Source organism: Flavobacterium sp. 3HN19-14 (assembly GCF_051373205.1).
In the GTDB taxonomy this organism is placed as follows: Bacteria; Bacteroidota; Bacteroidia; order Flavobacteriales; family Flavobacteriaceae; genus Flavobacterium.
The window spans coordinates 3,313,615-3,332,817 of sequence record NZ_JBPPZT010000001.1 but is presented as its reverse complement, the minus strand read 5'-3'; the positions used below and the strand labels follow the sequence as shown (position 1 = coordinate 3,332,817).

19 protein-coding genes and 4 pseudogenes are annotated in these 19,203 nt (G+C 41.7%); 5 read left to right on the top strand and 18 right to left on the bottom strand.

What is annotated here, in order from left to right; genetic code table 11:
* Positions 1–608: pseudogene (locus tag ACSLFW_RS18005) on the bottom strand (hypothetical protein).
* Between the two features lie 179 nt (positions 609–787).
* Here ACSLFW_RS18005 and ACSLFW_RS18000 point away from each other — a divergent pair.
* A complete protein-coding gene (locus ACSLFW_RS18000; protein ID WP_436556891.1) occupies positions 788–1,180 on the top strand; it encodes a hypothetical protein in 393 nt (130 codons plus the stop codon).
* Positions 1,181–1,247: 67 nt separating this feature from the next.
* Here ACSLFW_RS18000 and ACSLFW_RS17995 read toward each other — a convergent pair.
* The 4 genes and pseudogenes from ACSLFW_RS17995 to ACSLFW_RS17980 all read right to left on the bottom strand — a co-directional run bounded on the left by ACSLFW_RS17995 (position 1,248) and on the right by ACSLFW_RS17980 (position 4,068).
* Positions 1,248–2,112 (bottom strand): annotated as a pseudogene (locus ACSLFW_RS17995) (hypothetical protein).
* Between the two features lie 20 nt (positions 2,113–2,132).
* Complete coding sequence (gene kdsA, locus ACSLFW_RS17990) at positions 2,133–2,951, bottom strand: 3-deoxy-8-phosphooctulonate synthase (protein ID WP_436556890.1); 819 nt, start codon at positions 2,949–2,951, stop codon at positions 2,133–2,135.
* Positions 2,952–3,293: 342 nt separating this feature from the next.
* Complete coding sequence (locus tag ACSLFW_RS17985; protein ID WP_436556889.1) at positions 3,294–3,584, bottom strand: hypothetical protein; 291 nt, start codon at positions 3,582–3,584, stop codon at positions 3,294–3,296.
* Positions 3,574–4,068, bottom strand: a complete 495-nt coding sequence (locus ACSLFW_RS17980; protein ID WP_436556888.1) for a DUF4199 domain-containing protein — start codon at positions 4,066–4,068, stop codon at positions 3,574–3,576. The genes ACSLFW_RS17985 and ACSLFW_RS17980 overlap by 11 nt, the downstream gene beginning before the upstream one ends.
* Positions 4,069–4,173: 105 nt before the next feature.
* Here ACSLFW_RS17980 and ACSLFW_RS17975 point away from each other — a divergent pair, with 105 nt between their 5' ends.
* Both ACSLFW_RS17975 and ACSLFW_RS17970 read left to right on the top strand, forming a co-directional pair.
* Positions 4,174–4,731: a YeeE/YedE family protein gene (locus tag ACSLFW_RS17975; RefSeq protein WP_436556887.1), complete on the top strand. Its 558-nt coding sequence runs from the start codon at positions 4,174–4,176 to the stop codon at positions 4,729–4,731.
* Positions 4,732–4,734: 3 nt separating this feature from the next.
* The gene (locus ACSLFW_RS17970; RefSeq protein WP_436556886.1) at positions 4,735–5,148 is read left to right on the top strand and encodes a DUF6691 family protein; all 414 of its coding nucleotides are present in this window, start codon (positions 4,735–4,737) and stop codon (positions 5,146–5,148) included.
* Between the two features lie 123 nt (positions 5,149–5,271).
* Here the strand turns inward: ACSLFW_RS17970 and ACSLFW_RS17965 are convergent, their stop codons facing one another.
* From ACSLFW_RS17965 to ACSLFW_RS17945, 5 genes and pseudogenes are all read right to left on the bottom strand, one after another.
* Positions 5,272–5,673 (bottom strand): glycoside hydrolase family 16 protein, encoded by a 402-nt coding sequence (locus ACSLFW_RS17965; protein WP_436556885.1) that lies wholly within the window; start codon positions 5,671–5,673, stop codon positions 5,272–5,274.
* Positions 5,604–6,014: a glycoside hydrolase family 16 protein gene (locus ACSLFW_RS17960; protein WP_436556884.1), complete on the bottom strand. Its 411-nt coding sequence runs from the start codon at positions 6,012–6,014 to the stop codon at positions 5,604–5,606. The genes ACSLFW_RS17965 and ACSLFW_RS17960 overlap by 70 nt, the downstream gene beginning before the upstream one ends.
* A gap of 6 nt (positions 6,015–6,020) precedes the next feature.
* Positions 6,021–8,311, bottom strand: a pseudogene (gene bglX / locus ACSLFW_RS17955) (beta-glucosidase BglX).
* 77 nt (positions 8,312–8,388) lie between these two features.
* Complete coding sequence (locus ACSLFW_RS17950) at positions 8,389–8,718, bottom strand: glycoside hydrolase family 16 protein (RefSeq protein ID WP_436556883.1); 330 nt, start codon at positions 8,716–8,718, stop codon at positions 8,389–8,391.
* Entirely contained in the window at positions 8,648–9,256 is a 609-nt protein-coding gene (locus tag ACSLFW_RS17945; RefSeq protein WP_436556882.1) for a glycoside hydrolase family 16 protein, read from the bottom strand. The genes ACSLFW_RS17950 and ACSLFW_RS17945 overlap by 71 nt, the downstream gene beginning before the upstream one ends.
* Before the next feature lie 102 nt (positions 9,257–9,358).
* Between ACSLFW_RS17945 and ACSLFW_RS17940 the strand changes: the two genes are divergently transcribed.
* A complete protein-coding gene (locus ACSLFW_RS17940; RefSeq protein ID WP_436556881.1) occupies positions 9,359–9,535 on the top strand; it encodes a hypothetical protein in 177 nt (58 codons plus the stop codon).
* Between the two features lie 90 nt (positions 9,536–9,625).
* The gene (locus ACSLFW_RS17935) at positions 9,626–9,748 is read left to right on the top strand and encodes a hypothetical protein (protein ID WP_436556880.1); all 123 of its coding nucleotides are present in this window, start codon (positions 9,626–9,628) and stop codon (positions 9,746–9,748) included.
* Here ACSLFW_RS17935 and ACSLFW_RS17930 read toward each other — a convergent pair.
* From ACSLFW_RS17930 to ACSLFW_RS17895, 8 genes and pseudogenes are all read right to left on the bottom strand, one after another.
* Entirely contained in the window at positions 9,738–10,043 is a 306-nt protein-coding gene (locus ACSLFW_RS17930) for a hypothetical protein (protein WP_436556879.1), read from the bottom strand. The genes ACSLFW_RS17935 and ACSLFW_RS17930 overlap by 11 nt on opposite strands.
* Positions 10,044–10,172: 129 nt before the next feature.
* Positions 10,173–11,603 carry a hypothetical protein gene (locus ACSLFW_RS17925; protein ID WP_436556878.1) on the bottom strand — a complete coding sequence of 477 codons (1,431 nt, stop codon included), beginning with the start codon at positions 11,601–11,603 and terminating at the stop codon, positions 10,173–10,175.
* 12 nt (positions 11,604–11,615) lie between these two features.
* Positions 11,616–13,077 (bottom strand): annotated as a pseudogene (locus tag ACSLFW_RS17920) (RagB/SusD family nutrient uptake outer membrane protein).
* 10 nt (positions 13,078–13,087) lie between these two features.
* Positions 13,088–13,390, bottom strand: a complete 303-nt coding sequence (locus ACSLFW_RS17915) for a hypothetical protein (RefSeq protein WP_436556877.1) — start codon at positions 13,388–13,390, stop codon at positions 13,088–13,090.
* Positions 13,356–15,503, bottom strand: a complete 2,148-nt coding sequence (locus ACSLFW_RS17910) for a SusC/RagA family TonB-linked outer membrane protein (protein ID WP_436556876.1) — start codon at positions 15,501–15,503, stop codon at positions 13,356–13,358. Before ACSLFW_RS17910 ends, ACSLFW_RS17915 begins: the two co-directional genes overlap by 35 nt.
* Positions 15,476–16,141, bottom strand: a complete 666-nt coding sequence (locus ACSLFW_RS17905; RefSeq protein WP_436556875.1) for a carboxypeptidase-like regulatory domain-containing protein — start codon at positions 16,139–16,141, stop codon at positions 15,476–15,478. Before ACSLFW_RS17905 ends, ACSLFW_RS17910 begins: the two co-directional genes overlap by 28 nt.
* Before the next feature lie 239 nt (positions 16,142–16,380).
* On the bottom strand, positions 16,381–17,430 hold the full coding sequence (locus ACSLFW_RS17900; protein ID WP_436556874.1) for a triple tyrosine motif-containing protein: 1,050 nt from the start codon (positions 17,428–17,430) through the stop codon (positions 16,381–16,383).
* Positions 17,417–19,186 (bottom strand): two-component regulator propeller domain-containing protein, encoded by a 1,770-nt coding sequence (locus tag ACSLFW_RS17895; RefSeq protein ID WP_436556873.1) that lies wholly within the window; start codon positions 19,184–19,186, stop codon positions 17,417–17,419. The genes ACSLFW_RS17900 and ACSLFW_RS17895 overlap by 14 nt, the downstream gene beginning before the upstream one ends.
* Between the last annotated feature and the right edge of the window lie 17 nt (positions 19,187–19,203).

The following is a 19,203-nucleotide window of genomic DNA, read 5'->3' as shown; positions in this document are numbered from 1 at the left end:
TTATTTCCTGTCGTATTTAAAATGCATGATACTGCCGTAAATGATGTGGCAAACACCAAATCCCAATGCCCAAAATTCAATTGCATAACCTGAATATTCTGTTGAAATCAATCCGAGTACAATCATCGTAAGGCCTAAATAAAGTACATCGCGAAACGTATATTTGCTGGCATTGACGCAGGCTAAACCATAAAAAATCAAAGTCACGGGAGCAATAAGTCCGTACGAACCATTGCGCAGCAGCAAAAGTGCAAAAATTCCGCCGGTAACCAATGGAATCATAAAATTAAAAAGCAAGCGCCTGGAAGTGCTGTTCCAGATATTTTCCCGGATTTTTCAGCTTTAGATTTGGTGAGTACAAATGCGGTTCCAACCGATAAAAGTAAAACAGCTCCGGCGATCAGCAGGATTGCATTAAAAGTATCGCTTTCAAACCTGACATATTCGTTGCGGTCAGCATTTAGAAAGAATTTCCCGATTGCTGCGCCAATCAACGCATAAATTCCTGCAAGAATTCCTGAGAAACCACTTAACGAAATAAATTGTGATGAACGGCTCATCATATTCTTGATTTCGCTGATGTCTTTTAAATAATCTTTGTCTTCCATTTTAAAGTACTTTGAATTGCAAAGTAAAATATAATTTTTTGTTCTGCCAAATTAATTTTAGTTTATTTTATGTGAAATCTAAAATGTCATTGGAAGCACTGATTTTATCCAATTGTTAAATGTGATATTTACCTTTTAAAAGCGTTTTCTTTTTTGTAAATTTGAGTAAAACCACTGCTATGAAAACCTACAGACAAAACCTGGCGATGCTGAGCGCCGTAATTGCCTTCGGCTGCCACCAGCGAAAGGCCGATGAGACTAAGGAAACTGACGTAAAAACAGAACAAGTTACGATTCCTTCAGCACAAGATACTATTAAAGATACCGAAACTCCTGCCGAAGCAACCCAAACCGTTGAAGGTAAAGTTCAGGAAATCATGAACGGAAAAGACGGTTACACAGCCAAAATCGAAACGGCAGATAAGGAAGTGTATTTTGTAACCATCAGCCATTCCAATCTCAATGATCATACACAATACAAATCAGTTAAAGTAGGAGAGACGCTGAAGGTAACAGGTGATTCTTGGGCAACTGAAGGTAAAAACCAAATTACCGTTCGTTCTATCGATTGATATTTTAAAAGCATAAAAAAAAGCCGGAAACACTAATGCTTCCGGCTTTTTTATTGGGATAATTTTTTTACAATCTGAAAATTCCGCCAACAGCGATAATCCTCTGAAAGAAGAAAAATTGCTGTGATGCGTGGTCATCGTCGCTTTTCGTCGTCTTGATATCAGGCATGTTGATGTAACCGCCTTTCAATTCTCCCTGGATATAAAAATACTTGAAGAACGTGAAATTGATGCCCGCTTTCGCAGAAACGCCGTATCCTGAAATATGGAAATCGTCATGACGTTCTTTTCCTAGTAATGTCGTATTGGTTTTTGGATATAAGACACCGGCGCCAAGTCCTTCTGTCAGATTGACTTGGAATTTATCGGTATTTGGCAAATGAAACAATTTCGAAATATCGTCATGCCTTGAAAATTCCATGTTTACGTAATTGAGTCCGTCTGTATGCTCATATTGAAGCATAGCCTTTGTGATTTGAGTTGGTTCGTGTGGCGTGAAAGTGTGGTTGTACATCGAACCTTCTTCCGACGCAGGCAAATTGATATATCCGTTAACACTGGCAATCTGATCAGTCGTCATCACATATTTCATGCCTGTCCCAGCCAATGGCGATACTGTAATGGTCGTTAATGAAATAACCCATCCTGAAATTCGTCTGCGGAATGGTCATTCGCGCCGGATTCACATAATCAATGCTGTAGCCTTTCGGTTTGTCGTGCGCTTCCATGTCCTCGATGGTAAAATCGTAGTCTTTTCCCCAAAAATGACAGTCAGAATTAGAATAGCTTTCGCGGTTTCCGCCCCAGGAAATAAAGAATTTTCCTTTGTTGTGTGCCGTGTATTTTTCAGCCGGTTTTGCAGCATCTTGCGCAAATGTGTACTGTGAAAAACCACAAAAAGTGAGTACAACCAATAAAAATGGATGTTTCAAAGTATAAATAATATAGTTAATTAGAATGCATTAATCGTTTTTCTGATGGCAACAAGCTTGGTCATCAGGTCTTCAAAGTAGTCAAGGTGCAACATGTTGGCGCCATCGCTTTTGGCGTTTGCAGGATCAAAATGGGTTTCGATGAAAATACCATCAACGCCAACTGCAATTCCGGCTTTTGCAACGGTTTCAATCATATCAGGCCTTCCGCCTGTAACGCCGGCAGTCTGGTTGGGTTGTTGAAGTGAATGCGTAACATCAAGAACAGTCGTGGCATATTGCTGCATTGTCGGGATACCGCGGTAGTCAACAATCATGTCCTGATAACCGAACATCGTTCCGCGATCGGTCACCATAACTTTCTGGTTCTGGCAATCGAGGACTTTTTGCACGGCGTGTTTCATGCTCTCCGAACTCATAAATTGCCCTTTCTTGAGGTTGACGACTTTTCCGGTTTCGGCTGCCGCGACTACCAAATCGGTCTGGCGAACCAAAAACGCAGGAATTTGAAGTACGTCTACATATTCGGCAGCCATTGGCGCGTCTTCGTTTGTATGGATGTCGGTTACAGTCGGAACGTCGAAGGTTTCAGAGACTTTTCTGAGGATCTTAAGCGCTTTTTCATCGCCGATTCCGCAGAAACTGTCAATCCTGGAACGGTTGGCTTTCTTGAAAGAGCCTTTAAAAACATAAGGAATTTGAAGCTTATCGGTAATTCCGACTACTTTTTCAGCAATGCGAAGCGCCATTTCCTCACCTTCGATGGCACAAGGCCCGGCCAAAAGGAAAAAATTACCACTGTCTAAATGCTTGATTTTGGGAATATCTTGTAAATTCATAGTTGATTTTTGAAAGTGCAAAGATACGCAATATTTGCATTTCGGTAATTGAGGGGAAGTTTTTTAATAAAGTCTTAATGTTTAGGAATTTGCGTTTGAAACTATTAACACAGATTGCACAAATTTCCGCCAATTTAATTTGTGAAAATTTGTGCAATCTGTGTTAATCCTACGAAATTTATTTCTTCAAACTCAATCCCATCGGAACCGTCACATATCCTTTTTCATAAATATTGACGTAAATTTTCAATGGTTTCGATTGACCTTCCCATGTGATTTCATAAACATCTAACATCCCAACGCCGATGTCATTCCTTTTGGTTGGAAATGGGCAGCAGTTGTCTAATTTCTTATAACTGATTTTTTCGCCATTCGACAGGCAAGTGCATTAAGAAATCGCGGTTGATTGATGCTGTCGTTTTTAGTGTTTTTGTAGAAAATATTGACCGGATAATCTTTGTTGTAAGCGTATTTTGGATTTTTGCTGTATTCGGTAATTACAAAAGTCCCGTCAGGATTCAGCTTCAGATCCGGTGCATTATTATCGATATTTTTGATGGTATTTTTGGTGCTTACACAGGAAGTCAGCACAATTGCGAGCAAGATAAAAGCGAAATAAAACTTATTTTTCATTAGAAGGTTCTGCTTTGGTTTTAATGAATAAAGCCACGATTGCCGAAGTCACAACCCCAAGCGACATACAATTTAAAATACCCTGCATGATATAGGATTTGATATTATACAAGCTGTCAGTTGTGGTAACGGGAACTTTATGGGCAATCCGGTATGCCGAAATCATCTTGAAATAGTTTGGAGAAATAATTTCGTAAGAAATATACTGCACCAACGGGTTCAGGATCGTAATGAACAAGGCAAGAAACGTACCAGAAATAAATGCCTGCGTCCATGTGATTTGTCCGTTGAAGATTTTTTTCTTTTTTTCCTGTAAAGCGAGCACATAAATCACAAGTGCAGGAATGGCAAAAAAAGTAGCATATAGCGGCTGCCTGTCGATATGCAAATCGTGCAGACCTGTCATTTTTTCACCAAAAACCCATAGTAAGCTTACAATTGTAAAGATGATTGCCCATTTTATTTCGACAGAAAATTTTTTCATTTTGATGTTGGAATTGTTTACCCAAATTTACGGCTTTATTTTAATCGATGGAAATTTCGGCGAAAACAAATTTGAATTGCTACTTTTGCCATAAAACACACAAAAATGAATTTGATTTACGAAACCTGGCCCTGGTATTTTTCCGGTTTTATGATTGGGATGATCATGCTGGCGTTGATTTATTTCGGAAAAACGTTCGGAATGTCATCGAACCTGCGTTCACTTTGCACGATTGGCGGCGCCGGGAAATTCGCTGAATTCTTCCGCTTCGATTGGAAATCACAAAGCTGGAACCTAATAGTGGTTTTAGGTGCAATGATTGGCGGTTATGTCGCGGTTCATTATATGCACGACGCTTCCAATGTCGATATCAATCCGAAAACCATCGAACAACTCGCGCAATATGGTTTTGACGCACCAAACGGAAAATTAGCGCCAGACGTGATGTTTGGTAATGAAGCTTTCCAATCGCCAAAAATGATGGCAATTTTAATCTTTGGCGGGATTTTAATCGGATTTGGTTCAAGATACGCCGGCGGATGCACTTCCGGTCATGCGATTCAGGGCATGAGCAACCTGCAGATTCCTTCGCTTAAAGCAGTTATCGGATTTTTTGTCGGCGGATTGATTATGGCTTATTTATTATTTCCTTTAATTTTTTAAGCGATGAAAGCACTAAAGTTCCTACTCGTCGGTTTTGTTTTCGGAATTGTACTCACCAAATCCGAAGCCGTTTCGTGGTACCGTATTTACGAAATGTTCCAATTCCAGTCGTTTCATATGTATGGCATCATTTGCGTTGCAATTGCGACCGGATTAATCGGCATACAAATCATCAAAAGGTCAAAAATGAATGATATTTCCGGACAACCGATTGTCATTGCTGATAAAGAAAAAGGTTCTGTAAGATATTGGATAGGCGGCTTATTTTTCGGATTAGGCTGGGCATTGGTCGGCGCTTGCCCGGGACCGATTTTTATCCTGATTGGCGCCGGATTTTTTCCTGTAATATTGATTTTAATAGGTGCGCTTATTGGTACTTTTATTTACGGATTATTGAAAGATAAATTACCGCATTAAGGAAATTCCAAAAAGCAATCTCCAAAAAACAAATTTATTCGGAACTTGTAATTTAAAATTTGGTGCTTAAAAAAAGCGCCCTCTCACGAAAGCGCCCATTACAAATATTAACTCAAACTAACTTTATTGGTAGACCCTCACATAATCGATGAGGTATTGCTGTGGGAAAATGCTGTCGTCAACTTTGGTTCGGCCGAAATTACCGCCAACAGCCATATTCAGGATAAAATAAAACTTTTGGCTGAAAGGCCAAATCGCTTCTGATTTATTTTCCGGAATAAAAGTATAAACCGATTTGTCGTCTACAAAAAACTCGATTTTGTCTTTCGTCCACTCAAAAGCATATACGTGATAACCATCTTCAATCTCAGGAAATGGTGTCTTTTTGCTATTGCCATTGTCGCCGTGACGCGCTTCGGTATGTAAAGTTGTATACAACATATCTGGTTCGCGGCCTATATATTCCATAATATCAATTTCGCCACACTTCGGCCATCCGACAGTTTTGATGTTCGAACCGAGCATCCAGAAAGCGGCCAGATACCGTAACCAACAGGCAACTTCGCACGCGCTTCAAAACGGCCATATTGAAATTCGTGTTTTCCTTCGGTTGTAATTCTCGTTGAAGTGTACAAATCGCCGTCTTTTTTTGCGGTAATTACTAAATTGCCGTCAACAAGCTGGTGGTTTTCTTTGGTGTAGGTCTGTCTTTCGTTATTGCCCCAGCCGCCGGCGCCGAGTTCAAAGTTCCAGTTTTTTTCATTGAGCGTTTTGCCGTTGAAATTTTCTTCCCAGACGAGTTTTCTTTTTTCCTGCTGGGCGAATGCGAGATTTCCGATGAATAACAGTAATAAAATTTGCCTCATGATTGCTTATTTATATTGAAAATTGCCTTCGAGATTCGCATCTGAATTGCCGCCGATAAAGACTTTAAAATCGCCGGTTTCTGCTTCCCATTTGTTATTGGCAGTATAGAATTCAATGGTTTTTTTATCGATTGTAAAAGAAACTGTTTTGGTTTCATTGGGTTGTAATGTAATCATCTCAAAACCTTTTAATTCTCTTACAGGACGCGTCAGGCTTCCGAACAAATCGCGGATGTACATTTGAACGACTTCTTTTCCGGTTACTTTTCCGGAGTTTTTTACGTCTACAGAAGCCGTTATTTTTCCATCTGCGGAGAATGAATCGGCACTCAATTTCAGATTTGAATACTCAAATTTCGAATAACTCAATCCATAACCAAAAGGATATAGCGGTGAATTTTTCTCATCGCCATAATGCGACCAGAATACGCTTTCACCGCCGTCATTCGGCCTTCCTGTACTTTTGTGATTGTAATAAATAGGAAGCTGGCCTACATTTCTTGGAAAAGACATTGGTAATTTTCCACTCGGATTGTAATCGCCGTAAAGGACTTGTGCAATCGCATTCCCGCTTTGTGTTCCCAATTGCCAGGCTTCAACAATCGCCGGAATGTTAGCGCCTGCCCACGGAATTGTAAGCGGACGGCCATTCTGCAAAACCAATACGATGTTTGGATTTGCTTTGTAAACTGTTTCGAGTAATTCCTGTTGCACACCCGGAAGATTCAAATCAACGCGGCTGCGGCCTTCGCCGGTCTGAAAACCGATTTCGCCTAAAACCATAATTACGACATCGGCATTTTTCGCGGCCGCAACGGCTTTGTCAAAACCGCTTTTATCGGTTTTATTGATTTTGGTTTCACGTCCGAAAACCGGAGTTTCCGTGGCTACGTCGGCGCCTTTTTCATAAGTGATTTGGTTGCCAGTGTATTTTTGTAGACCCTCCATTACTGAAACTGCAGTACCGTCTTTTGACGCTGCTCTCCAACTTCCAAGCGGACTGCTTTTGTCGTTCGCCAAAGCGCCGATTACGGCAATTTTCAATCGCGATTTTTTCAATGGCAATAAATCATTTTGGTTTTTCAAAAGTACGATTGATTTTTTCGCCATATCTAAAACGCCTTCCTGAAATTCGGTTTTGCCTAAAGTGGCTTTTTCGCGGACTTCATCACAGTATTTATATGGATTTTCAAACAATCCCATTTCGAATTTGATCCTCAAAATACGCTTTGCGGAATCATCAATGTAGGCTTCTTTCACCTTTCCTTCGCGCACGAGATTGGCGAGATGTTCAACGTATAAATAGGATTCCATGTCCATGTCTGAACCTGCATTTGCCGCAAGTTCGGCTGCTTGTTTGCCGTCTTTGGCATAACCGTGTGCTACCATTTCGCCCATCGAACCCCAATCGGTTACGACAAATCCGCCGAAATTCCATTCGCCCTTTAGGACTTCCCTTTGCAGGAAAGCACTTGCGGTAGACGGAATGCCGTCGATTTCGTTGAAAGAATTCATAAATGACCCGACACCTGCATCAACAGTAGCCTTGAATGGGGGCAATACTTCGTTATAAAGCGCCGATTTTCCAATATTCACGGTATTGTAATCGCGTCCGCTTTCGGCAAAACCGTAGGCGGCGAAATGTTTGGTACAAGCCAAAATTGTCTTTGTGGTATATGCGTCGCCCTGAAAACCTTTCACTCTCGCGTAGGCAATTTTACTTCCTAAGTACTGATCTTCGCCTGCGCCTTCCATCACGCGACCCCAACGGGCATCGCGTGTGATGTCAACCATCGGTGCGAATGTCCAGTTGACGCCAACTGCAGCCGTTTCTTCAGCGGCAATCGCAGCCGATTTTTGAATCGCTTCCAAATCCCAACTGGCTGATTCTGCAAGCGGAATCGGGCTGATGGTCTGGTAACCGTGAACAACATCGTATCCAAAGAGTAGCGGAATATGCAAACGCGTGTCTTCAACAGCGATTTTTTGCAGTGCTTTTACATCTTTTACACCGATGATATTGAGCATCGAACCTACCCAGCCTTTTTTGATGTGGTCATATTTTTTGGATGCGGTTCCGTCTTTTGTGCGCGGCCTGTAACATCCCAAAAACCGTTGTACTGGTTCATTTGTCCGATTTTTTCTTCGAGCGTCATGATTTTCAGCAACGAATCGACTTTTCTTTCAATCGGGTTGTCTTTCGCGAAAGCCGTAGATGACTGCGTCATCTTGTTGTTGCATCCTGAAATGAGCAACGCTGAAACAGCAAAAGGCAGGTATAAAAAGCTTTTTTTCATCAGTTGTTTGTTTTGGTAAAAATAACCAGAAAAGCTTCGTCAGGCAAAACTTTTCTGGTTTGTAAGGGCTTGAATGCTTATTGGTAAACTTTAACGTAATCCACTTCCATGGTTGATTGGGTGAATGCAGGATCGATGTTCCCGCCAAAATTTCCACCCATTGCCACATTCATGATCAGGAAGAAATTAGCGTTAAAAGGTGAACTGGCGACGTTTGCATACGAATGATACATTGTTCCGTCAACATAGAATTTAATCGAAGTGGCACTCCACGTTACCGAATAGATGTGAAAATCTGATTGTGCTGTGGGAACCGAAGTTGAATTGGTGTTGGCATTACCGCCAGAATTTCCGGGATAGTGCAAAGTGCCGTGAATAACATTTGGCTGGTTGCCAACTTCTTCCATCACATCGATTTCTCCACAAGAAAGGCCAGGCGTTTGTAGCATAATTGGCGCCTAACATCCAAAGGGCAGGCCAGGTTCCGCCGCCGGTTGGCAATTTGGCACGGAATTCAACCTTACCATATTTAAAATCAAATTTATTTTCAGATTTGAGTCGGGCAGAAGTGTACTGTGCGCCGCCGAAATTTTCTTTTTTTGCTGTGATTTTCAGCATTCCGCCCTGAACAATTACGTTGCTCGAAGCGTCAGTGTAATACTGCACTTCATTGTTGCCCCAACCGCCGCCAAGGCCGATATCATAACCCCAATTCGCCGGATTTGGCGCTCCGTCGGTATCGAAATTATCCTGCCATACAAGATTGTCAAAATTATCATCGCCGCCCTGAACCGGAGGTTGTGTGCTGAAAGTGTGGTACCATGCCAAAGACGAATTACCGCCCATAACGGCACGAACAACCATACGATTGTCAGTAATTGACAGAATTTCATAAGTGCTTTGCCCGATGTAATACCCCATGAAACCATTATCTGAAAAGGTCATTTCTGTTCCGGTTGTCTGCCCCGGAACATTGTTCTGTCCGACGAATGAATTGGCCGGCCAGGCTGTACGGTTTTCACGCCGCTTGTGTCATAATTGTAGCAATTGTCGCTTCCGACTGAGCCGCCAACAACACTTTCAAAAGCAGTATTGAAAAACGTATGCCCGTGGTTGTCCAATGTATATTTCAGGACACCGTTGTCAAGGAAAAATGTAAGCTCATTTTCATACAGACACGCACTTGACGGTGAGCCCGCTTTTTCGAATGGCGCTGCCTGGTAATAATTGCCGTAAAAATTGGCTGATGCATCTGCATTGTTACAGGTCTACGCCCAAATGGCCTACTTCTGAAGCCGCCCAATACCATTTCTGGTGCTTCCGCCGGTAAGTTTCTGGGTCGTTTCCGGGTCGGAGAAATTACTCAAAACGGTCACATCAAAAGTGATGCTTGAAGTCACTCCGGCAGTTCCGCTGGCAAGAGCAGTTACGGTATAAGTGTTAACGCCGTTGACAGTAAACCTTTTCTCAGTTTTTCCGTTTGGAGCGACAGCGTATTTCCATCACTAAAAATATATTTATAACTGAGGGCATTGTTTGCTGTGGCAGTAAAGCTTACTATTCCGGAACCGTCGCCATTCGGATTGCTTCCATCTTCGCCCTGTAAAACAGCATGCACTTCAAGGCCGTTGGGCGTATTGATATCGCCAAAAGTATGATCGTCATCCTGGCAGGCTGAAAACAGCATCATGAGTGCCGTTACGATTGCAATTTTTTGAATAAATTTTTTCATCTTCATTTTAATTTGAAAGTTTAATATCGTCGAAATAATAATCGGCACCCGTACCACTTGCGCCGAAAGCGAAGAACACTACCACGCGTTGGTAATTATTGGCATTTACGATTCCCGTGAAATCGTAAGTCAGTTCTTCCCAGCCGCCGGCAACAGTTGTTGTCGCATCTTTTTGATGTTGATGCTTGAATTGGCGAGGTTTTCGAGTTTGAGTTTTACGATGCTTCCTGCAGTTGGCGACCAGACTTTCATCTTGATTTTATTGAGCGAAGAAAAGTCGATTGGCTGACCAAGCTCAATGAATGCGCCTGCCCAGGTTTCAGAACCGGTGTTTTTATGGAGTTTCCCGACTTTAGTAGTGGTGTTGATTCCGTTTGATTGCGGATTGTCGATTACAGAAGCACTCGCGCCGCCAAATCCGGTGAAAGTGTACGTCAAAGCACTATTCTGGAAAGTCAGCGGTAATGTAACAATAGGAACGCCTGCCGTCAGGGCGATGTCGTCAAAATAGAAACTTGCGCCTGTTCCGCCATTTCCGAAATCAAAAAACACAACTACCCTTTGGTAATTATTGCCGTTGTTGATTCCGGCAAAATCAAACGTCAGCGTTTCCCAGTCATTCGCAACTGTTGTAAGCGCATCCACCTCAGTGTTAATGTTGTTGTTGGCGAGGTTTTCGAGTTTCAGTTTCACCACAGCACCCGCGATAGGCGAGTAGGTCTTAATGCTGATTTTTGTCATTGAAGAAAAATCGATTGGCTGCCCGAGTTCCAGGAAAGAGCCTGCCCAGACTTCTGCGCCCGGGTTTTTTACCAATTTACCTACTTTCGCACTAGTATTTCCGCCTGAAACAGATGGATTATTCACTACAGATGAAACGGCATTTCCGAAATTCGTGAAGCTGTAATTCAGTGTAGGCGATTCAAAAGTAATTGGCATCAATAACGGATCGTAAACGGTAACAACCTGTGTATATTCCGCTGTAGCGGCACCGCCACTGTGCGCGACGACTCTGAGGTTGTAAGTTCCGGTTGCAGCATAAGTGTGAGAAACTGTTTGCCCTTCGTTAAAAACTACTGCTGTGTCAGGATCAGTTTCTCCAAAGAAAACTTCGAAATACGTTTCGAAATTTGCAGTTGCCGTTACGTTGATTTTATACGGATTTCCGCTTTCAGGAGTCGCTGAAACAACGAGATTGGCAGGGGCAATGAATGAAACGGTCAATGTTTGCGTATATTCTGTTGTAAGGCCATTTACGGCAGTACCGATAATTTTTACCTGAAAAGTTCCTTCAGGATAAATATGGTCGATGGCTTCGCCCGGCGCTATGATTTCCGCACCGACGGTAGCATCTCCGAAAATAATGGCATAAGTATTAGCGCCTTCGCCGTTTGGACGAATCGTTACTTTTCCTGAATTGTCTGATGCGATTGTAAATATCGCAGATAAATTGGCAGGTGCATCGGCATCTGTGAGATATTGCCTACTGTCGTCATCGCTTGCACAGCTTAGTATTACAGTTACGAATAACAAACTAAGGAAGCATTTTAATTTTTTCATATCAATAGTATTTTAATATCCTTGATTTTGTGTCCAATTGCCGTTTGAAAACTGAATTTCTTCGAAAGGGACAGGGAATAATTCGTTTTTATTGACGGTGAATCCTTCGATTTCCTCTGCTGCCTTTCCGGTCACTTACGAGGTCAAAAAAGCGATGCCCTTCACCAACAAGCTCGACACGTCTTTCTTTCCAGATCAAATCTGTCAAAGCATCGCCTGTCGCGGTGATGTCGTGGTTGTTATCGCCAAAAGCACGTCTTCTGACCAGATTTAAATATTCTTGTGCTTTCGTATTATTACCGGTACGACTGTAGGCTTCTGCAGCCATCAACAATACATCGGCGTAACGTATTGCGCGGTAATTGTTCGGATTGGTAAGGTTTTGGTCGCCAGTATTCAAATCGCCTTGTCTTGCAATGTATTTGCGATTGTAATATCCTGTGTGTTTGTATCCGATTCCGTAAGTGGCGTTTGTGCTTGCTGCCCATGCAACGATATCAAGGATGGCTACTGCTTTTCTTTTATCGCCCGCTTCGAAAGCATCGACCGCTTCCTGGCGCGGCACGTTGAAGCTATAGCCTGAATCGAATAAAGGTCCAGGAATAATTGCGGATTCCGTTGAAACCGACTGCTACATTTCCTTCGCTGCACTGCAGGCACCCGAAACCGGCACCTTCAACATCCGTATATTGTACTTCAAAAACAGATTCAGGGCCATTTTCACCGGCATTTTCGAAAATTGAATTGTAGTCTGCTACTAACGAATATCTTCCGGAATCAATTACGGCTTGTAAAGATGCAGCTGCTTCAGGGAATTTCTTTTGGTAAAGGTATACTTTTCCAAGTAAGGCCTGCGCCGCGCCTTTGGTAGCCCTTCCCGTTTGTGCCGGAACAGGGTTTAGGTTTTCAACGGCAAATTGCAGGTCACTTTCGATAGCAGCGTAAACCTGATCAACCGGATAACGCGGAATTGTCGTCACATCTGTTGTACTGAAACGGGCATCCTTCAACGGAATCTGCCCAACCATTTCAGCAGTTCGAAATTGTAATAAGCGCGAAGAAAATAAGTTTCGCCCAAAACCTGATTTTTGTTAGGGAAATCAGTTTTGTCTTTGAATTCGATGATGTAATTGCATCGGTTAACGCCGGCAAACATCCAGCTCCAGATATCTTTCAGGTTTGAATTTACAGGCGTATGCGTCATTTCGTCGATTTGCTGGAAACCGATAACGTCAGTAGAACTTTCACCACCGGAAGCCGTGTTGTCTGAGGCAATTTCTCCTAAAAGTACATTTACATAAGAAGACTGGAGCATGTCGTAAGCTCCGATGAGCGCTTTGTTGTAATCATCTTCAGAATTGAAATAATTTTCTGAATCGATTGAATAAGCCACATCTCTCTTGGTAAAATCATCGGAACACGAAGCCGCTGCCACCAGCAGAAAAATGATTAAAAAGAATGAATATTTTTTCATGGTTTTTTTATTAAAAATTAATGTTGACGCCCAATGTATAAGTTCTCGGGGCAGGGTAGGTACCGTAGTCGATACCGCCGCCAATTGGTGCTGCGCTAACCGCCGCCGGGTCATATCCGCTGTATTTGGTAAATGTGTAAGCGTTATTTACGCCGACATACAGTCTCAGTTTGCTCATTCCGATTTTCGAAATATAATTGCTCCCGAGGCTGTAACCCAACTGAACAGTCTGAATCCTGAAGTAAGATCCGTCTTCTACAAAATAACTCGAAAAGACATTATTGCTGGTCGCGGCATTGGTAACTCTTGGCACTGTGTTGCTGGTGCCTTCGCCGGTCTGATCTGTCTAAAACAACATTTGAACGGTTTACGTCTGAAAGCACCCTTTCGTAGTTGCGTGCAATTTCATTGCCGATTGATGCATAAGTGTAAGCGCTCAAATCGAAGCCTTTATAATTTACATCGAAATTGAATCCCATGACCATGGTCGGAACCGGACTTCCTAAATCGGTACGGTCGTTAGGGTCAATTACACCATCGCCATTGATATCTTTAAATCGAATGTCACCCGGTTGTGCCGGAGCTCCCAAAGCTGCCTGCGATGGATGTGCGTTAACTTCTGCCTCGTTCTGGAAAATCCCGTCGGTTTGATAGCCATAATAATAACCGATGTCATGGTTAACGACCATACGGGAAGGCGCTTGCTGGCCAACACCAAACCCGCCTCCTTCTACATATTTTTGAAGGGTTTTTACCTCGGTAACGTTGTTGCTTATTGTCGTTAGGTTGTAATTCATCCTGAACGATAAATCATTGCTTACATGTGTGGCATAATCGATAGCGAATTCAAAACCTTTATTGGTCGTTGTTCCTGCGTTGATGGTTGCGTTGCCACTTCCCGGAGCCGCTCCGCCCGCGATTGCTGATGCTGGTACGCCCTCGATTAATAAATCACTTCTTCTGTCATTGTAATAATCGGCTGTGATGTTGACTTTATTATTGAATAATTTCGTGTCAAGACCCACGTCGAATTTCCTGCCTACTTCCCATTTAATATTTGGGTTTGGGATTACGCCGATAGCGGTTCCGTTTACCAATGCACCATCGAATACGTAAGTCGCTTCACCACTTAACGTTCCTGTATAGCGGTTTGAGCCAATCTGGTCGTTTCCGAGTGATCCGTAACTTCCCCTGACTTTTAAGAAATTTACGGTTTCCGATGTTGGGAAGAATGGCTCATTAGAAATCACCCATCCGGCTGTCATCGAAGGAAATTCAGCTACGGTGTTGCTTGGACCAAATCTTGTAGATCCGTCTCTTCTGTAAACAAATGAAAGCAGGTATTTTTCCTTAAAATCATATTGCAGCCTTCCGATGTAGGAAAGCCTTCTTTCATCGGCATAGCCAGACGCGACATCTTTGCTTCCGCTTGTTCCTGTTGCCAGTTTAATATCGGCAAATGCCCAGGAATTGTAAGGAATATCATATCCTGAAGCATACAAGCCAGTGAAATATTCTTTATAAATTGTATTAATAACTGTAACCGCGAAATGGTGGTTGTTGATATTTTTCTTGTATGTGGCGAATAGGTCAAAGGTATAATCTCCGGAATTTGTTTGGTTTTGATCAACACGGCTTCTGGTGACATTAAATACTTTTGACGGACCGTAATCGACAATTTTTGCAAAATTTTTCGCCTGCCCGGTAACACTGTTGAATCCGATACGACTGGTGATTGTCAGGCCTTTCAGGATTTCATAATCAATGGAGAAATTTCCGCTCAGCCTTTTAAAAACATTATCGTTAAAGGTGTTGTCGAGCTGTGCCAGCGGATTGATAATTTCTGCTCCGAGTCCGGGTGTACTTGGCACCAGGCTGTAATTGCCGTCAGCATCGTAAGGAGATAATGTGGGCGGTGCGTTAACGGCGTTGAAAAGCACAGAGCCTAATCCGCTATCGTTAAAATTTCTGTAGTGTATATAGGCATAATTTACGGTAGCCTGAACTTTGAATTTATCAGTGACATCAAATCCAAGCGACATGCGTGCCGTATTTCTTTTGAATTTTGATTTATCAGCTTCTCCGATGATGCCTTCCTGAGTAAGGTCGGAAGCACTGACAGCATAAACAACTTTATCGCTTCCGCCTGAAAACGAAAAATCATTGTTGATAATTGGTGCGCCTTTTCTAAAAAGCTCATCCTGCCAATCAGTTCCTTTTCCGAGTCCGGCAGCATTTGGATAAGGTACAGCCTGTCCTGCAGCAGCATAACTCTCGTTAACCAATAAAGCGTATTCTGTAGCATTCAGCAAAGGTAATTTACGGCTGGCCTCCTGAAAACCTGTAGAACCGTTGTAGCTGACTTTTGTTTTTGTATTTTTCTTACCTTTTTTGGTAGTTACAAGGATGATTCCGTTTGCGCCCAATACACCATATATGGCAGCCTGAGCATCTTTAATACCGTTATGGTTTCTATATCGGCAGGGTTGAGGTCACTCATTTCTCCCTGATAACCATCAATAATGGCGACTGGTCTGTTTACCTGATTAGAAGATACGCCACGAATTTTAACATCAAATCCGGCACCCGGCGATCCGTTATTGCCACTCACAATTACTCCGGTTACAGTTCCCTGTAAAGCCTGGTCAACTTTAGCAGGCCTGATTTTGTCTATAGTTTTGCTGTCAAGCAACCCTACTGATCCCGTAAGGTCTTTTTTCTTTTGCGTACCGTAACCAATTACGACAACTTCGTCTAAGCTTTTTGATTCTTCACGCAAAGACACTGCCATATTACTGTTTGCGTTGGTAACCTTGTATTCATAATTTTGAAATCCTACATATGTAAAAACGACCGTCGTTCCCGATGGTACGCCCTTTAATGTAAAATTTCCATCCAGGTCGGAAATGGTTCCCTGAGTTGCATTTTTGACTTGGATACTAACTCCCGGAAGTGGAAACCCGGTGGCACTTTCTTTAACTGTCCCGCCAATATCATAGTTTTGAGCAAAACCAAATGCTGATGATAACAGTAAAATGTAGATTAATAAATAATTTGATTTCATGTTGGTTATTTTTTGTTTTGTCTAAAAGTAGCCGTGTAAAATGATAATTTCACAAAAACAACCACAACAAAAAACATACAAACACGAAAAAGAAAGGTTTTAGTTTTAAATCATTAAAATGAGCCAATGTTAACAGACAATTAACAAGAATCAGAAATAGAATTTGTATAATGAAATTAAGCTTCTACAACGGTTTTGTTGTGGTGTTGTATAGGCAAATCTTCCCGATTTTGTATAGATTATATTGACAAAATATACTCTACAAGTCCTTGTTCGTGCGGTAAATCCATTTTCTTGCGCAAACGATATCGTTTTATCTCTACGCTTCGAACGGAAATATTCAATAATGGTGCGATTTCTTTTGAAGAAAGATTCAGTCTGAGATAAGCGCAAAGCCTCAAATCATTCGGCGTAAGCGATGGATGCGCGGCTTTTACCTTCTTCAGGAAATCTTTATCTGCATTATTGAAGGCTTCCTTAAAAGTATTCCAGGTATCTTCTTCACTGATGTTTTTGCTGATCGTAGTAATCACAGATTTAATATTCTTACTACTGTCATCACCGGTTTTTTTCAAATCTTCTTTGATGATGGCGAGCAGTTCATTCTTCTGGATAAGGCTCATTGTTGAAACGGCAAGTTCGCGGTTTTTGCTGTCGACATCCTGCGAAAGCTGCTGGTTTTTGACTTTCATTAATTGCTGCTCATTTTCAAGTTCCTTGATTTCAAGCAACAGGTTGTTCTCTTCGATAAGTTTTTCTTTTTGCTTGTAATAGTAATTTTTGTATGCTTTATTGATGAAATGCGCCATTATACAAATCAGGATGATATAAATAATTATAGCAAGATTCGTTGCGTACCATGGTTTTAAAATCGTAAAACGATAAATGCCGACATTTTCAGAATAAGAATTCCCGATTTTCGCACGGACTTTAAAAGTATAATTGTCTGGTGGGAGATTTTTAAAATTCACGGTTGATTTCGCACTCCACTGGCTCCATTCATTCTGGCTGCCTTCGAGTAAATACTGGTATTCGGCATTGATGTATTTATTGTATTCCGGAATCGTATAAGAAAATGTGATGTTATTTTCGCCATATTTAAAATCGCCATCGCCCGCAATTGCAGCGAAATGCGTTTCACCATTGAGTTTATTCGTAACAATATTCGTAATCGAGATGCTGTAATTATTGAAACTCAAATCATCGATGTTAAGCGTATAATAGCCATCTGTTGTACCAATCAGATAAACAGCATTTGAAATCTGCGTAATATTTTCATAACCCGACATCGAGTTGGTCAATGACGCGGGAAATCGGAATGATGTTCTGCTTCAGTTGTGTGCTGAGTTTTCCCAAAGAAAAATAATTGATGTAATTTTTGGTAAAAACCCACATTTTATTCGATTGGTCAACAATGAGCTTTCCCGAAATATATTCGTCTTTTTTCAACGCATCAGTAAGGAATTTGTCTTTTTCAAACGCCGAAGTTTTCGGGTTAAGCCTGAAAATGCCTTCTTTGTAAGCGTAATAAATCGTCCCGTTGAATTTCGCCAAGCCAGCGTTTTTGCCTTTTGTTGGTGTCGTATAGGTCTTTAATCCTGAGCCATTACGTAAATCTTTATCGATGTGCAGTTTATAAAGTGCCTTATATTCATGACTGATGTAAACGTCGTAATTATTTGTGATTTCGAAATATTTCACCGAATAATCAAAACCGCTGATCTTATTCCGGAAAACCCATTGGTTATTGATTTTCTGCAAAACCGACATGCCGTAATAATTGCCTTGCAGTAAAAGGTCTTTTCGATACGGAACGCTTTCAAATTTCCAGGTTCCCGAAGCGGCAAAAATGCGTTGTGCCATGTTGTCCCTGATGATAAATGTACCGATGTCATGACCGCAAAATAGCGTTCCGTCATAAATGTGCAGCGACCAGACCTGTCCTTTCGTACCGCTAATGAATTGGAAAGCATCGTTAGAATTATAATTTTTATAAAATAATCCCTGATTTGTACCGATGTAAAGTTTATTGTTGTACAAAACTGAGGCGTAAACTGTCCCCAAAACGCCCGTATCATCGGAAAATGTCTTGACTGGCGAAAGCAAATTCACGCAATTGATGCCGTTGTCGAGGCCAATCCACAGGTTTTTATCGGCATCTTCAAAAAGCGTTAAAGCGGTATTATTGCTCAGGCCTTTGTCCTGCGTGATGTGGTATCGGATTTTTCCTTCGCGCGACAAAATAAAGACGCCGTCAGAAACACAACCTAAAGCAAAACCGCCATCGGAAAGCGCCTGTGAGCTATATACACTGCTCATGCTCAAGGCAGAATCGGCTTCGGTAGCCCATTTGGTAAGGCTTTCGTTCTGCAATTTGTAAAATCCGTTGAATTGCGTTTGTACGAGCAGACCATCGCCGTCGGGCAATAATCCGACGATTTTATTTTGTATGAGAATCGGGTCGTTCGAGACCAACCGGCTGGTTCCGTTTTCAATTTCAAATAATCCTTCAGCAACAGTCTGGAAATAAATGGCGTTATTGGCGACAAATGCTTTATAAATCCCGCTTTTAGAAGGAATGACCTTAAAAGTTTCTGTCTTCGTGTCGTAAATGTAAATCTGGTTCAGCGATTGGAAAATCACCCATTGGTCATATTGAAGAATGTTCCAGAACTGCTCGTCTTCAAGGATTTTTGATTTGATCGATTTACTTAACGAATAGTATTTCAATCGGCCGTCAGGTTGTTTTTTCCAATAACCGAATTCCATATAACAACCGGTGTAAATACGACTTCCGATTACTTTGACCGAGCGCATAATGGTTTCATTTGGTGTTGGATACAGCGTCCATTCGGCACCATTAAATTCTAAAAGCCCTTCGTTATTGGCAAAATATACGAAATGATTTTTGTCCTGGCCGATCATCCAGTTTTGGTTTCCGGCTTCATAAGTCGATGGACTGTATTTTAAAATCGGCGGTAATTCCTGTGCAAAAACTACAGAAAACGTAAAGAAAGCAATCAGTTGAAAAAAATATCTTGGCATTTTGTTAGGTTAAGCGT

What these genes read in the sequence shown, in the direction of transcription:
- ACSLFW_RS18000 (WP_436556891.1), top strand. Translation starts at nt 788, where the DNA reads ATGAAAACCTACAGACAAAACCTGGCGATGCTGAGCGCCGTAATTGCC.
- kdsA (WP_436556890.1), bottom strand. Translation starts at nt 2,951, where the DNA reads ATGAATTTACAAGATATTCCCAAAATCAAGCATTTAGACAGTGGTAAT.
- ACSLFW_RS17985 (WP_436556889.1), bottom strand. Translation starts at nt 3,584, where the DNA reads ATGAAAAATAAGTTTTATTTCGCTTTTATCTTGCTCGCAATTGTGCTG.
- ACSLFW_RS17980 (WP_436556888.1), bottom strand. Translation starts at nt 4,068, where the DNA reads ATGAAAAAATTTTCTGTCGAAATAAAATGGGCAATCATCTTTACAATT.
- ACSLFW_RS17975 (WP_436556887.1), top strand. Translation starts at nt 4,174, where the DNA reads ATGAATTTGATTTACGAAACCTGGCCCTGGTATTTTTCCGGTTTTATG.
- ACSLFW_RS17970 (WP_436556886.1), top strand. Translation starts at nt 4,735, where the DNA reads ATGAAAGCACTAAAGTTCCTACTCGTCGGTTTTGTTTTCGGAATTGTA.
- ACSLFW_RS17965 (WP_436556885.1), bottom strand. Translation starts at nt 5,673, where the DNA reads ATGCTCGGTTCGAACATCAAAACTGTCGGATGGCCGAAGTGTGGCGAA.
- ACSLFW_RS17960 (WP_436556884.1), bottom strand. Translation starts at nt 6,014, where the DNA reads ATGAGGCAAATTTTATTACTGTTATTCATCGGAAATCTCGCATTCGCC.
- ACSLFW_RS17950 (WP_436556883.1), bottom strand. Translation starts at nt 8,718, where the DNA reads ATGGAAGAAGTTGGCAACCAGCCAAATGTTATTCACGGCACTTTGCAC.
- ACSLFW_RS17945 (WP_436556882.1), bottom strand. Translation starts at nt 9,256, where the DNA reads ATGACCTTTTCAGATAATGGTTTCATGGGGTATTACATCGGGCAAAGC.
- ACSLFW_RS17930 (WP_436556879.1), bottom strand. Translation starts at nt 10,043, where the DNA reads ATGAAAAAATTTATTCAAAAAATTGCAATCGTAACGGCACTCATGATG.
- ACSLFW_RS17925 (WP_436556878.1), bottom strand. Translation starts at nt 11,603, where the DNA reads ATGAAAAAATTAAAATGCTTCCTTAGTTTGTTATTCGTAACTGTAATA.
- ACSLFW_RS17905 (WP_436556875.1), bottom strand. Translation starts at nt 16,141, where the DNA reads ATGAAATCAAATTATTTATTAATCTACATTTTACTGTTATCATCAGCA.
- ACSLFW_RS17900 (WP_436556874.1), bottom strand. Translation starts at nt 17,430, where the DNA reads ATGTCGGGTTATGAAAATATTACGCAGATTTCAAATGCTGTTTATCTG.
- ACSLFW_RS17895 (WP_436556873.1), bottom strand. Translation starts at nt 19,186, where the DNA reads ATGCCAAGATATTTTTTTCAACTGATTGCTTTCTTTACGTTTTCTGTA.